Annotated in this window: 15 protein-coding genes; 6 read left to right on the top strand and 9 right to left on the bottom strand. The window is 71.0% G+C overall.

The window, feature by feature from the left end; genetic code table 11:
• Positions 1 to 146: 146 nt before the first annotated feature.
• Positions 147 to 746 (bottom strand): DUF1990 family protein, encoded by a 600-nt coding sequence (locus tag ACIBF5_RS11215; RefSeq protein ID WP_396810415.1) that lies wholly within the window; start codon positions 744 to 746, stop codon positions 147 to 149.
• A 49-nt stretch (positions 747 to 795) separates the two neighbouring features.
• Positions 796 to 1,008, bottom strand: a complete 213-nt coding sequence (locus tag ACIBF5_RS11210) for a hypothetical protein (protein ID WP_396810413.1) — start codon at positions 1,006 to 1,008, stop codon at positions 796 to 798.
• 120 nt (positions 1,009 to 1,128) lie between these two features.
• Here ACIBF5_RS11210 and ACIBF5_RS11205 point away from each other — a divergent pair, with 120 nt between their 5' ends.
• The 3 genes from ACIBF5_RS11205 to ACIBF5_RS11195 all read left to right on the top strand — a co-directional run bounded on the left by ACIBF5_RS11205 (position 1,129) and on the right by ACIBF5_RS11195 (position 4,480).
• On the top strand, positions 1,129 to 2,229 hold the full coding sequence (locus ACIBF5_RS11205) for an ATP-dependent DNA ligase (RefSeq protein WP_396810444.1): 1,101 nt from the start codon (positions 1,129 to 1,131) through the stop codon (positions 2,227 to 2,229).
• Positions 2,230 to 2,271: 42 nt separating this feature from the next.
• Entirely contained in the window at positions 2,272 to 3,894 is a 1,623-nt protein-coding gene (locus ACIBF5_RS11200) for an alpha/beta hydrolase (protein WP_396810411.1), read from the top strand.
• Positions 3,895 to 4,021: 127 nt separating this feature from the next.
• Entirely contained in the window at positions 4,022 to 4,480 is a 459-nt protein-coding gene (locus tag ACIBF5_RS11195) for a GNAT family N-acetyltransferase (RefSeq protein WP_396810442.1), read from the top strand.
• A gap of 27 nt (positions 4,481 to 4,507) precedes the next feature.
• Here the strand turns inward: ACIBF5_RS11195 and ACIBF5_RS11190 are convergent, their stop codons facing one another.
• From ACIBF5_RS11190 to ACIBF5_RS11170, 5 genes are all read right to left on the bottom strand, one after another.
• A complete protein-coding gene (locus ACIBF5_RS11190) occupies positions 4,508 to 4,918 on the bottom strand; it encodes a hypothetical protein (protein ID WP_396810409.1) in 411 nt (136 codons plus the stop codon).
• Positions 4,915 to 5,376 carry a hypothetical protein gene (locus ACIBF5_RS11185; RefSeq protein ID WP_396810407.1) on the bottom strand — a complete coding sequence of 154 codons (462 nt, stop codon included), beginning with the start codon at positions 5,374 to 5,376 and terminating at the stop codon, positions 4,915 to 4,917. Before ACIBF5_RS11185 ends, ACIBF5_RS11190 begins: the two co-directional genes overlap by 4 nt.
• A 425-nt stretch (positions 5,377 to 5,801) precedes the next feature.
• On the bottom strand, positions 5,802 to 6,602 hold the full coding sequence (locus ACIBF5_RS11180; protein ID WP_396810405.1) for a hypothetical protein: 801 nt from the start codon (positions 6,600 to 6,602) through the stop codon (positions 5,802 to 5,804).
• Positions 6,603 to 6,996: 394 nt separating this feature from the next.
• On the bottom strand, positions 6,997 to 8,034 hold the full coding sequence (ligD, locus tag ACIBF5_RS11175; protein ID WP_396810403.1) for a non-homologous end-joining DNA ligase: 1,038 nt from the start codon (positions 8,032 to 8,034) through the stop codon (positions 6,997 to 6,999).
• A 29-nt stretch (positions 8,035 to 8,063) separates the two neighbouring features.
• Entirely contained in the window at positions 8,064 to 8,666 is a 603-nt protein-coding gene (locus ACIBF5_RS11170; RefSeq protein ID WP_396810401.1) for a hypothetical protein, read from the bottom strand.
• A gap of 66 nt (positions 8,667 to 8,732) precedes the next feature.
• Between ACIBF5_RS11170 and msrB the strand changes: the two genes are divergently transcribed.
• Entirely contained in the window at positions 8,733 to 9,146 is a 414-nt protein-coding gene (gene msrB, locus ACIBF5_RS11165; RefSeq protein ID WP_121159156.1) for a peptide-methionine (R)-S-oxide reductase MsrB, read from the top strand.
• A 107-nt stretch (positions 9,147 to 9,253) separates the two neighbouring features.
• On the opposite strand, the gene ACIBF5_RS11160 is transcribed toward msrB, so the two are convergent.
• Positions 9,254 to 9,529: an isoamylase early set domain-containing protein gene (locus ACIBF5_RS11160; RefSeq protein ID WP_396810399.1), complete on the bottom strand. Its 276-nt coding sequence runs from the start codon at positions 9,527 to 9,529 to the stop codon at positions 9,254 to 9,256.
• A gap of 198 nt (positions 9,530 to 9,727) precedes the next feature.
• On the opposite strand from ACIBF5_RS11160, the gene ACIBF5_RS11155 reads away from it, so the two are divergent.
• Both ACIBF5_RS11155 and ACIBF5_RS11150 read left to right on the top strand, forming a co-directional pair.
• Positions 9,728 to 9,988 (top strand): Prokaryotic metallothionein, encoded by a 261-nt coding sequence (locus ACIBF5_RS11155; RefSeq protein WP_396810397.1) that lies wholly within the window; start codon positions 9,728 to 9,730, stop codon positions 9,986 to 9,988.
• Positions 9,989 to 10,223: 235 nt separating this feature from the next.
• Complete coding sequence (locus ACIBF5_RS11150; protein ID WP_396810395.1) at positions 10,224 to 10,670, top strand: GNAT family N-acetyltransferase; 447 nt, start codon at positions 10,224 to 10,226, stop codon at positions 10,668 to 10,670.
• Between the two features lie 131 nt (positions 10,671 to 10,801).
• Here ACIBF5_RS11150 and eis read toward each other — a convergent pair whose 3' ends face one another.
• Positions 10,802 to 12,094: an enhanced intracellular survival protein Eis gene (gene eis, locus ACIBF5_RS11145; RefSeq protein WP_396810393.1), complete on the bottom strand. Its 1,293-nt coding sequence runs from the start codon at positions 12,092 to 12,094 to the stop codon at positions 10,802 to 10,804.
• Positions 12,095 to 12,239: the final 145 nt, after the last annotated feature.

Raw genomic sequence — 12,239 nt, 5'->3', positions numbered from 1 at the left:
GGTCAGAAGGGTGTTGAGGTCTGTCGTCACAAACGGATCTTCAACACCCTTCGCCTATGCCCACACCCCGGGGTCGTTAGGACTTACTCGTCTAGGAGTAAGGAAGGGCCCCTTGTTATCGGATTCGGTAGAGGAAGGGGCCCTTCCTAACGGCCCGGCGGGGTGGGACGGGGCGGGGCGGCGGCAGCGGTGAGGCGGCGCAGGGTACGGCCAAGGTGCCGGGCGTAGAGCTGCTGGAACACGACGGCGAACGGGCCGGCCGAGCCCATCAGCCACCCGGCGGGGCGGCTGAAGGCGGTGACGCGGAACCAGACGTCGCCCCGGTCGTCCCGCTCGACCAGGAACGCCTCCTCGCCCCGGGCGGGATGACCGGACAGGGTGCCGTAGCCGAAGCCGGCGCGGTGCTCGTCGCGTACCGCCCAGACCACCCGGCAGGGCGCACGTAGCCGCAGCCGGCCGACGCCGAGCCCGGAGACCACGGTGACCCCTTCGGCCGCGCGGGGCGCGGACGCATCGATCCGGATCCCGGCGGCGCGGTGCAGGCGCCAGTCAAGCACCGCGTCGCCAGCGGCTGCGAGGTCCACCGCACCGAGCCGGACGCGGTAACGCAGGTGTCGGTAGCCCGGCGGCAGTTCGCCGGTCAAGGTGGCACCGACCTCGGGGTACGTCCATGCGTCCACCGTGCCGCCCTTCCGCCACCCGCGCCAGCCACCCGCGCCAGCCACCGGCGCGACCAGCAAGATCATCGCAAGCCTAACAGCGGACAGCGGCACGGGCCGGACCTACGGCACCGATTCAGGCTGCCTCCCGGAGGTCGGCCAGGGTGAGCGGCGTACGGGCCCGCAGCAGCCGTTCGAGCGCGTCGACCGTGCCGACCTCACCCAGCACGTTCCGGCCCCCGCCGACCTCGGCCGGGTAGCAGCGGACCAGCCGGTACAGGTACCGGCCCGAGATCCGCTCGATACTCACCTGCCAACGCCCACAACAGGCGCAAACCCACCCCCGCATCCGGCGAAGATAGCTCTGACCCGCGCAGACGCCGAACGGCCGGGACCCACGGGACAGCCGGGGCCGGTGTGGCGGATGAGATGGGCCACCGTCACGGGCTCGTTCTGGTTGACTGGGCGGGTGGAGCTGCCGATCAATCCGCCGGTCGAGCCGATGCTGGCCAAGAGCGTGCCACGGATACCCACCACCCCCGGCATGAGTTACGAGCCGAAGTGGGACGGGTTCCGGTGCATCGTCTTCCGTGACGGCGACGAGGTCGAACTCGCCAGCCGGGGCGGCAAGACGCTGACCCGCTACTTCCCCGAGGTGGTCGAGCAGGCCCGACGGCAGTTGCCGGTGCGCTGCGCCGTCGACGGGGAGCTGATCGTGATCCGGCGCGACGGGCCCCAGGGCGCTCCCCGGCTCGACTTCGAGCTGCTCAGCCAGCGGATCCACCCGGCCGCCTCCAGGGTGGCGATGCTGGCCGAGACGACCCCGGCCGATCTGGTCGCCTTCGACCTGCTCGCGCTCGGCGACGAGGCCCTGGTCGAGCTGCCGTACGCGGACCGCCGCTCCCGGCTGGAGGCGGCGCTGGCCGGGGTCAAGCCGCCGGTGCACGTCACGCCGAGCACCGCCGACCCGGAGGTGGCCGGACGCTGGTTCGAGATCTTCGAGGGTGCCGGGCTGGACGGCCTGATCGCCAAGCCGGCCGACATCAGATACGAGCCGGGCAAGCGGCTGATGTTCAAAATCAAACACGCCCGTACGGCGGACGTGGTGGTGGCCGGGTTCCGGTGGCACAAGTCGGGGCCGGTGGTCGGCTCACTCCTGCTCGGCCTCTACGACGACGCGGGCGTCCTGCACCACGTCGGCGTCTGCGCCTCGTTCACCGCCGCCCGACGGGCGGAACTGCTGGAGGAACTGGCCCCCTTCCGGGGCGACCCGGAGGGCCACCCGTGGGTGCACGGCGACCCGGCCAGCGGCCAGCGACTGCCCGGCGGACCGAGCCGGTGGACCGGCACCAAGAGCCTGGAGTGGGAACCGCTGCGCCCCGAACTGGTGGCCGAGGTGGGCTACGACGCGATGGAGGGCGACCGGTTCCGGCACACCGCCCAGTTCGCCCGCTGGCGGCCGGACCGGGAACCCCGCTCCTGCGGCTACGGGCAACTGGAACGGCCGATCCGCTTCGACGTCGACCAGGTGCTCGGTGGCGACCCGGCTGCGACGACCGGGCGGGTGTGAGCGACGCGTAGCCTGGCGACCGATGGATCGGGAGGTCTGTAGGTGACCCGCACGCTCGCCCGACGCTGGCGCGTACTCGCCGGCTGTGTCGCCGCCACACTGGCGCTGACCGGTTGCACGCTGCCCGTCTTCGCGCCGCGCACCGACGCCGGAGCACCGGACCGCGCCCCGGCCGGCCCGGTCGGGTCGGCCGCCGACTGGAAACCGTGCCCGGAGACGGCGCGTGAGCTGGTCGGCCGCACCGCACCCGACATGCGGTACGACTGTGCCACCGTCGCCGTACCCCGGGACTGGCTGGCCGCCGGTGGCACCGCCGCCCCGGCAACCGCCGCCCCCGCAACCGGCACCAGCGCCACCCCCAGCAACAGCGCCACCTTCGACCTCGCCCTGATCCGGGCCCGCTCGACCCGCCAACGGGACCGGATCGGCTCGCTGCTGATCAACCCCGGCGGCCCTGGCGGCTCGGGCGTGGACACCGCCGTCTACCTCTCCTTCGGCCCGGCCTTCGGCGGGCTGCCCGACGACGTCACCGAACGGTTCGACATCGTCGGCTTCGACCCGCGCGGGGTGTCCCGCTCCAGCCCGGTCGAGTGCGTCTCCGACGCCAACCTCGACGCGAGCTTCGGTTACGACCCGGACCCGGAGAGCCAGGCCGGATTCGACGGCCTGGTCGCGCTCAACCAGCGCATCGGCGAGGCGTGTGCGGACAAGTACGGCGACGAGCTGCGCCTCTTCTCCACCGAGCAGGCGGCGCGGGACATGGACGCGATCCGCGCGGCGGTGGGCGACGAGAAGCTCACCTACCTGGGCTACTCGTACGGCACCCTGCTCGGCGCGACCTACGCGCAGCTCTTCCCGCGCAACGTACGGGCACTGGTGCTCGACGGCGCGGTGGACCCGCGGCAGGACAGCGTCGCCGACTCGGAGAGCCAGGCCAAGGGGTTCGAGCTGGCGTTCACCAACTTCACCCGGTGGTGTGCCCAGACCCCGTCCCGCTGTCCGATCGCACCGGACGCCCGCAAGGCGGTGACCGACGCGCTGGCGAAGGCCGACGTCTCCCCGGTACGCGGACGTGACGGCCGGACCGCCACCGGCGGCTGGGTCCTGTACGCGGTGATCTCCTCGCTCTACACCGAGTCCGGCTGGGAGGAACTGGCCAAGGCGATCGACCGGCTCGAAGGCGGTGACCCGACCGGGGTGTTCACGTTGGCCGACTCGTACGCCGAACGCGACGCCGACGGGACCTACTCGAACCTCTTCGACGCCAACCTGACCATCAACTGCGCGGACGACGAGGGCACGCCCGACGTGGCCCGGATCCGGGAGCTACAGGCGCAGTGGCGGGCGAAGTACCCGCTGTTCGGGCCGGCGCTCGCCACCGGTCTGCTGACCTGCCGGTACTGGCCGGGGCAGCGGGACCCCTACCCGACCGGTCCGGCGACCGGGGCACCGCCGATCCTGGTCGTCGGCACCACCGGCGACCCGGCCACCCCGTACGAGCAGACGCCGAAACTGGCCGACATGCTCGGTGTCGGCACGGTGCTGACCTGGGAGGGCGAGGGGCACACGGCGTACCCGCAGACCCGCTGTGTCACCGAGGCGGTGGACGCGTACCTGGTCGACCTCACCGTGCCGCCGACCGGCCTGCGCTGCCCGGCCCGCTGACCGGTCACCGTCGCGGGCCGCTGCCGTGGCCGGCGCCGGTGACCACGGCTACCGGGGGTCAACCCGAGCCGCCCCGGCCGGTGGTTCCGGCACCGGGACGTCGTGCCAGGCTGGGCACGTGACGGGAATCGTTTACCGGGCCGCGGGCCGCTCCGACGTACCGGCGATCGTGGCGCTGCTCGCCGACGACGACCTGGGCGTCGGGCGGGAGATCGTGGGCGAGGAGGTGGACGCCGCCTACTGGGCCGCGTTCGAGGCGATCGACGCCGATCCGCGCAACGTGCTGGTCGTGGCCGACCAGGACGGTGAGGTGGTCGGCACCCTGCAGCTCACCTTCATCCCCTCGCTCACCCGCGGCGGCGCCGAGCGTGCCGAAATCGAAGGAGTACGCGTACGCAGCGACCGACGCGGTACCGGCCTGGGTCGGTCGATGATCGGTTGGGCGGTGGAGCAGGCCCGGGAGCGGGGCTGCGGTCTGGTCCAGTTGACCACCGACAAGCGACGTACGGCCGCACAACGCTTCTATGCCGGACTGGGATTCCAGGCCAGCCACGAGGGGATGAAGCTCCCGCTTCGGCGTGGATAGGCCGCCGGCCGTCGCCAGCGGCCGAGGTCATGGAATCCGGGAAGCCGGACCACCACCGGCCTCGCCGGCGAGGATGTACTCCCGGAGCCGCTCGATCGTGGCGTCGGTGGCGAAGATCGCCCGTTGCCACCGGCGGATGAGATCGGACATCTCCTGGACGGCGGAGCGCAGCTCGCGGATCTCGCGACTCGCCGCCGCGGCCTGACGGCGGGCCCGCTGAGTTTCCGCCTCCAACTCCGCCACCCGGGTCTTGAGTGGGTCGACCAGGGTGAGAGCCGTGTCGGTGAGTACGTCGGCGGCGTCAGCCCGGAACTTGCGTCGTTGCAACGCGACGGTGGCGATCGCGGTGATCCCGCCGGTGCCACCGAGCAGTCCCACCACGGAGAGCAGAATCTGGATCCAGGGAGGGCCGGCCGGGGCGGATACTGCGGTGATCACGGCGATTCTCTCTCTACGAGCAGGGGGACGTCGACGAATGTGCAGGTGGTGCCCACCCGCGCCAGTCGGCGGAGGTCGCGGACTATCTGCATCGCCCGCCAGTGGGAGGCGGCCGAGACCGCGGCGACAAAGGTGCCGGCCGCCAGGCCGGACCGGCCGCTGATGGCGAGCAGTGCGATGGCGTACATCCCGGTCGTGGTGCCGAAGAGCACGATGGCGCCGAGTTCCAGGCCCAGTCCGGTGGAGAGCTGGCCGCGCCAACTGACGCCGAGCAGTCCGACCATCCCGCCCACGATCAGTCCGATCTCCCATGTGGCTTGGACGGCCAACGGCATCGCGACGGTCACCGAGCGGGGTCGAGAGTCACTCAGCAGTAGGCCCGCACCGCAGATGACCGCCGCTGCGAGCAGGGTCACCTCGAACGGATGCCGTCCCGAGATGATCAGCACAGGACGCATCGTCAGCTCCTCCGGGCGACAGGCCCAGGACGGCCCGTCAGGATGTGGTCGGATTCGGGGAGGCCGGTCATTGTGTACCGGTCCGCGTGGTGGGCGGTGAAACTCATGATGTGCCCCCTGGCTTCAAGTGGTAGCACGGTCGACCGACCTCCGCCGATCCCGTATCTGTCGCGTTTCGGCAGGTCAGCGCCATGTTGCCGCTCGGACGGGAGGGGTGGGGGGGGGGGGGGGGGGGGGGGGGGGGGCGCGCCCCCCCCCCCCCCCCCCGCCGGTGGACGCCGTACGGACCGTCGCCGTCATGCACGACGGACCGTGCGGCGTGCGGGGCCGGATCCGGCGGGCCCCGACTGCTCGTACGTACGGCGGCTCACGCACCGGCGACGGTGCCGGTCCGTGACGCGGTCGTACGCCACTCGCGAGGTGGATCAACGCGAGCTGGCGGCCACCTTCCGCAGCAGCGCCTCGGCCAGCTTGTCGTAGTCGATCGGGGTCGGTTTCGCCGCCTCGGCGGCCTGCAGCTTCAGCAGGGCGGTGACGTCACGGCGGAGTTGGTTGAACTCGCGGACGAACTTCATCTGACGGGTCCCGCCGTCGGTGGTCTCCTGCATGTCGAGCAACGCGTCGCTGGCCTGCCAGGCCACCGACAACGCGCCGTCCTGGGCCGGGGTCATCATGTCCGTGTCCTCCTCGGTTGTGGTTGATTCGCCGAGCGCGATCCCGAGGATCCGCTCCATCAGTTGGCGGTTGGCGCAGTGGCGCCGGTCGAGGCTCAGGTGCCAGTGCCAGAGGTGTGAGCTGTCCGAGGTGGCCGCGACGTTGCGGACGTTGTCCCAGCCATCCACCACCTTGTCGCCGTCGACATTGCAGTAGATCTCTCGGACCTCCTCAAGCTGCCCGGCCTTCATCGCGGTGAGCAGCCGCTTGGACTGGGCGATCATGCTCTCGGTGTTGCCTGGTGTGAAGTCGAAACCGGCGATGTGCCGCAGTTGATCGGCGGTCAGACCGGTCTGCCTGGTGTAGGTACGGTTTGTACACAGTGGACTGTTCTCGACGAACTCCTGCGACCGGTGCGCACCCCTGAGGTGCAGGTAGTCGCCCTTGGTCCCCGCCGCGGCGCGGGGTCGTCCGGTACGCCGGCACAGTTCGTCCCCGAGCCAGTCCAGCTCTACGGTGACGATCTCGCGGCGTACCCAGGGATCGGCGTTGAATGCTGCCTGCGTGGCCATGAAGGCACCGCTTCCCGAACACGTACCGGCCGGTCCGCGGGGGGTGTGGCAACCGCCGGCGGCGGCGAGCAACGCCCGCCCGAGAGGGTCGACCTGCCGGTTCGTGATCTGATGATCGATGATCTCCTCGCCGTGGCGAGGACCTGCCCGGCCGACCCCCGTACGGGGGTCGGCACGCCGGGCCGCACTGCCCGGCCGACGTGCCGGCGGGCACCGCACACCGGTTTCCGGTTCCCGGTGCGGGCCGGTCAGTAGGAGATCAGTCTCCCCCGACCGCCTGTCGTCAACGCCGTTACTTTAAGCAACGAGCGCTCTGACCTGCGGTTTCGTGCCGACGGACAGGATGGCACATTTTGTGATCTCGCTGAGCCGCAACTGGTTGCCGCGCGCCTCGTTATTCGGATTTCCCGTCTGTCTGCCGGGCCCGGCTGGGCTGGACCCGCTTCGGTTCACCCGGCATCTTCGGGTGGTCCGGCGGGTACGGGAGATCACCCGAGCCGCCCCGGTCGTCGCGTTCGGCCCACTCCAGCAGCGGCGTGATGTCCCACGGCGTCTCGTCCAGGCCGGCGTACGGATCGCCGATCTTCGCCAGTCGGGGCGGCACCGTACGCAGGTCGAAGTCGTCCGGCTCGACGTCGGCCAACTCGTCCCAGGTGACCGGGGTGGAGACGGTGGCCCGGGCGTTGGCGCGCAGCGAGTACGCGCAGGCGATCGTCCGGTCCCGGGCCATCTGGTTGTAGTCCAGGAAGACCTTCTCGCCCCGCTGTTCCTTCCACCAGGCGGTGGTCGCCAGGTCCGGTCGGCGTCGTTCCACCTCGCGGGCGAACGCGATCACCGCCCGGCGTACCTCCGTGAAGGTCCAGCGCGGCTCGATCCGGAGGTAGACGTGCACGCCCCGGCCGCCGGAGGTCTTCGGGAAGCCGGTGGCGCCCAGTTCGTCCAGGAGTGCGCGCACCTCCCCCGCCACCGTCACCGCGTCGCCGAAGTCGGTCCCCGGTTGCGGGTCGAGGTCGATCCGCATCTCGTCCGGCCGGTCCACGTCGGCGCCCCGGACCGGCCAGGGGTGGAAGACCACGGTGCCCATCTGCGCGGCCCAGGCGACATGGGCCAGGTCCGCCGGGCAGAGTTCGTCGGCGGTACGGCCGCTCGGAAACTTGATCTGGGCGGTCTCCACCCAGGGCGGTACGCCCCGGGCCGGCACCCGCTTCTGGAAGAACATCTCGCCCTCGATGCCGTCCGGGAAGCGTTGCAGGGTGGTGGGACGGGACCGCAGCGCCCGCATGATCCCGTCCCCGACGGCCAGGTAGTACTCGAACACGTCCTTCTTGGTGAAGCCGCGCCCAGGGAAGATCACCCGGTCGGGGCTGCTCAGCCGTACCTGATGTCCGGCCACCTCGACCTCGACGGCCGCCGCCTTCGCGCTGCCAACCATGCCGCGACCATATGTCAACAAGCGGCTGCTCACGGCCCCGGCGGGCCGTCCGGCACCGATCCTTCGACCGGGCCCGGCTCCGGGGCGCGTCCCGGCACCAGCCAGTCCCGGTGGGTGGACCAGACATGGCAGATCAGGAACAGTTTCCGCTCGAACCTGTGGTCGCGCCCGAGCCACCCGTCGTAGGGGGCGCGCAACCGCAGCGTGGCGCCGTTGCGCAGGTAGACCGCGACCAGGGTGCGCCCCCGGCGGCGCTCGGCCCGGATGTCCACCACGAGACGCCAGGGGGCGAAGCCGTCCAGCCCGAGGGGCACGCTGCGCACACCCAGTTCGTCGAGGCGGGCCCCGATCCGGCGCCGGATCGCGATCCCGTAGATCAGGCCGAGCGGCAGTGGCACCAGGACCACGAGCCAGCCGGACTGCGTCGGGGGGCGCAGTTGCCAGGTTCCACCGACCAGGACGGCCAGCACCGTCGGCCCGGTCAGCACCGCGCTGGTGAGGGTGATCGTGCCCACCACTCCGGCCCAGAGCCCGTTGAGCAACGCCTGGCGCCAGGTCGGCCGGAAGCTGGCCAGCACCACCAACTGATGCTTGCCGTCCTGCTCCCCGCCCGGCCTGGTGGCCGCCCGCATACCCGGTCAACGACTGCCGGGGGCAGTTGGTAATCACCCGCGCCCCGGCCGCCGTACCGTTGGGGTATGACTCTTGACAAGAAGGAGCTTCCGCGTACGGAGGACGAGTGGCGCGTCCGCCTGTCGCCCGAGGAGTTCCGGGTGTTGCGTCAGGCCGGCACCGAGCGGGCCTGGACCGGCGAATACGTCGAAACCAAGACTCCAGGGACATATCGCTGCCGCGCCTGCGACGCGGAACTCTTCTCCAGTGACACCAAGTTCGACTCGCACTGCGGCTGGCCGAGCTTCGACCAAGCCCTGCCCGGGGCGATCCGCTACATCGAGGACCGCTCGCTGGGCATGGTCCGGGTCGAGGTGCGCTGCGCCAACTGCGACTCGCACCTGGGTCACCGGTTCGACGGTGAGGGTTTCACCCCAACCGACGCCCGCTACTGCATCAACTCGGTCTCCATGCGTCTGGACCCGACCGATCGCCCCTGATCCGTTCCCCCCGATACGTTCGGATCACGCCGGGGCGGCCGTACCGGCGGCCCCGGCGGGGCCTGTCCAGCCGCCGCGACGCCGACCCGCCCCGGCGTGTGCGCGGCTCAGAGCAGCAGTCGGCCACCCTGCTGGTCCACCAGGTCGGCCTGCTCGTCGTCGAGCCACACCCCACCGCTGGCGAGGTAGCGGAACCGGTACTCGCCCGGGGCGAGCCGGACGGTCACCGTACGCCGACCGTCGCGGCGCGGCACCAGTTCGTGCCGTCCGGGCTCCCACCCGTTGAAGCAGCCGACCACGCTCACCGTGCCGGTGGGCGCGTCCTTCGGCAGCGAGAAGGTCACCCGGGTCTGGTTTCCGAACAGTCGGCTCCGTTTGATCATTTCGCCCTCCAGTCAGCGACTCCGTGCCGTCGAGATGGTGTCCGGCGGCCCCGGCCTGCGTGGTCGCCACTCCCCACCCACCCGGCTCAACGCGGCACGCCCGCCACGGGTCGCGATGAGTTGTTTTGCCTGTTTGGGTGACTCAGCATGACGCGAGGCCGCAAGCTGGCAGCAGTGTCCGAAACGGGGGGATTTGTCATGGCAACCTGCGAAACTTGCGGCAACGACTACTGGCTGTCGTTCGAAGTACGGACGGTCAGCGGCGACTCGCACATCTTCGACTCGTTCGAGTGCGCGATCCAGAGCCTCGCACCGATCTGCGAGCACTGCCAGGTCCGGATCGTCGGACACGGGGTCGAGGTCTCCGGCCGATTCTTCTGCTGCGCCCACTGCGCCCGCGCGGTCGAGGGCGACCGCGGTGCCGCGATCAAGGACACCGTCGGCGCCCGCCCCGCCTGAAAGGAAGGGCCCCTTGTTATCGCTTTCGGTAGAGGAAGGGCCCCTTGTTATCGCCCCGCGTCGGCAGGCGGCGCGCAGCAGGGCGGCGCGGAGCGGGCAGGCGGCGCGCAGCGGGCGCGCAGCAGGGCCGCGCGCAGCGGGCAGGCGGCGGGCAGGCGGCGCGCAGCGAGCAGCGGGCAGCGGGCAGGCGGCGGGGGTGGGACGGGTGTGTCGGCAGGGCACATACGATCGCGGGATGCAGCAGCCGATCACCCTCCATGTCGCCCCCTTCGCCGACCTCGACGCCCGTACGCTGTACGACCTGATCCGGCTGCGGGTCGACGTCTTCGTGGTCGAGCAGAAGTGCCCGTACCCGGAACTGGACGGTCGGGACGTCGAGCCGGGCACCCGCCACCTCTGGCTGGAGCAGGACGGGGCGCCCGTGGCGTACCTGCGGGTCCTCGCCGACCCGGAGGGCGTGGAGCGGATCGGGCGGGTCGTGGTGGCCCAGCACGCACGCGGTGACGGTTATGCCGGACGGCTGATGACCGAGGCCCTGCGGGTGATCGGCGACCGGACGAGCGTGCTGGAGGCGCAGGCACACCTGGTCGGCTTCTACGGCCGCCACGGCTTCGCCCCCATCGGCCCGGAGTACCTTGAGGACGGCATCCCGCACGTTCCGATGCGCCGTACGGCCGCCTGAATTCGCTCCCGTCAGCGGACGTCGACCGAACCGATCCGCTGACCTGATCGGGGTGCCCGGCAGCCACCGCAGGCCCCTCCACGGATGCGCGGAAGCGGCACCCGTGGAGCGGCCCGATCGCCGGCGAACGGTCAGAAGTCAGCGAAAAGGTAAGGCACGGTACGCGGGAAGAGGGAACGGAGTTGGGCAGCGGCTGCGGCCGACACCTCACCGAGGCCGCGTAGTGGCAGTTCTTCCGGATCGAGTACGCCGTAGACCAGCGCGGAGATCCCGGCGGCGGTCAGTGTCGCGGTCGGCCCGGAACCGCCAGCGCCACGGCTCACCTCAAGCTGACCCGAGCCCGCCGAAGCCGTGCCACCGGCCGAACCAGCCCCACCGGCCGAAGCCGTGCCACCGGCCGAACCAGCCCCACCGGCGGGGCCCGCGCCACCGGCTGAGCCGCCGTCGAGCAGGTAGCTGCCGGCGATGAACGGGTCGTCGACAATCTCCACCCGTACCTGACCGGGGCCGCTCGACAGGCCACGCAGGGCGTCCAGCGAGAGCACCCGGGCCATCGGGGCGACCGAGCCGGGGAAGGACACCCTGCTCTCGGTGTGGCTGGCGAGATCGGTGGCCCACAGTTCCGGTGTCTCGTCGGCGGAAACCACCGCGCTGACCCGGGCCACCTGGTCGACGTGCCGGGCGAAGAACTGGAGCAGCAGCACCCGGCCGAGCGGGTTCACGGTGAGCAGGTCGTCGCCGAGCAGCGTGCCACCGTGTTCGTCGATCCGGTACGTGAGAGCGGCGATCACCTCGCCGTCGTGCCGAGCGGTGACGAGCCAGCGCGCGTCCCGGTCCCGGAGCTGGGCCGCCCGCTGGTCGGAGAAGACGGAGAAACCGTGCCGTCGCGTCAGCAGCCGTTCCGTGAGTTCGCGATAGTCGTCGTACCCGTCCCGAACCCGCTGCCACCTCAGTTCGCCGGGGAGATCGAGCCGGAGTAGTTCGCCGAGGTCGGCCGGGGAGAAGCTGACCGTACGTGGCTGGGGCAGCCCGACGTAACCGAACCGGGCGTAGAAGGACGGTCGGAACGGGTAGAGCGCGCTCACCCCGTACCCCTCGTCGCGCATCTCGCCGAGCACCCGGGTGAGCAGCGTACGGATGTGTCCCTGACGGCGGGCCAACGGATGGGTGACCACCCCGGAGACGCCGGCCATCGGCAGGACCGCGCCCCGGACGTTCTGCCGCATCGGTATGGCGCTCACCGCGGCGAGGGTCTCTCCTCCGTCTTCCTCCGCCACGAGTGTGACATTCTGCCGGTGGTACGGCAGATAGTCGCGGAGCTTCTCCGCGTCGGCGGCGGCCATCGGGGACTGCTCAAACGCGTACCCCTGCAATGGCCAGGTGGTGACGGGACGTTCTTCGTTGACGATTCGGCGGATCTTCATGCCCCTATCCCAACCGGCTCGCCACCGGGGTTCAACCCAGTTAGGCGGTGTATTGCGGTGGCCAGGCCATCCCGCACCCGGTACGCCCACGTGCCAGCGCGGAACTGGGCCAGGCTGGCCGCGCACGGGAACCCAAGGCATTACC

The sequence above is a fragment of the Micromonospora sp. NPDC050417 genome, assembly GCF_044458865.1.
GTDB lineage: Bacteria > Actinomycetota > Actinomycetes > Mycobacteriales > Micromonosporaceae > Micromonospora_G.
Note: the sequence above shows the minus strand (reverse complement) of the source record. Positions and strands in the feature narration are given on the sequence as shown.

What these genes read in the sequence shown, in the direction of transcription:
- ACIBF5_RS11170 (WP_396810401.1), bottom strand. Translation starts at nt 8,666, where the DNA reads ATGCGGGCGGCCACCAGGCCGGGCGGGGAGCAGGACGGCAAGCATCAG.
- eis (WP_396810393.1), bottom strand. Translation starts at nt 12,094, where the DNA reads ATGAAGATCCGCCGAATCGTCAACGAAGAACGTCCCGTCACCACCTGG.
- msrB (WP_121159156.1), top strand. Translation starts at nt 8,733, where the DNA reads ATGACTCTTGACAAGAAGGAGCTTCCGCGTACGGAGGACGAGTGGCGC.
- ACIBF5_RS11210 (WP_396810413.1), bottom strand. Translation starts at nt 1,008, where the DNA reads ATGCGGGGGTGGGTTTGCGCCTGTTGTGGGCGTTGGCAGGTGAGTATC.
- ACIBF5_RS11160 (WP_396810399.1), bottom strand. Translation starts at nt 9,529, where the DNA reads ATGATCAAACGGAGCCGACTGTTCGGAAACCAGACCCGGGTGACCTTC.
- ACIBF5_RS11180 (WP_396810405.1), bottom strand. Translation starts at nt 6,602, where the DNA reads ATGGCCACGCAGGCAGCATTCAACGCCGATCCCTGGGTACGCCGCGAG.
- ACIBF5_RS11150 (WP_396810395.1), top strand. Translation starts at nt 10,224, where the DNA reads ATGCAGCAGCCGATCACCCTCCATGTCGCCCCCTTCGCCGACCTCGAC.
- ACIBF5_RS11215 (WP_396810415.1), bottom strand. Translation starts at nt 746, where the DNA reads ATGATCTTGCTGGTCGCGCCGGTGGCTGGCGCGGGTGGCTGGCGCGGG.
- ACIBF5_RS11155 (WP_396810397.1), top strand. Translation starts at nt 9,728, where the DNA reads ATGGCAACCTGCGAAACTTGCGGCAACGACTACTGGCTGTCGTTCGAA.
- ligD (WP_396810403.1), bottom strand. Translation starts at nt 8,034, where the DNA reads ATGGTTGGCAGCGCGAAGGCGGCGGCCGTCGAGGTCGAGGTGGCCGGA.
- ACIBF5_RS11185 (WP_396810407.1), bottom strand. Translation starts at nt 5,376, where the DNA reads ATGCGTCCTGTGCTGATCATCTCGGGACGGCATCCGTTCGAGGTGACC.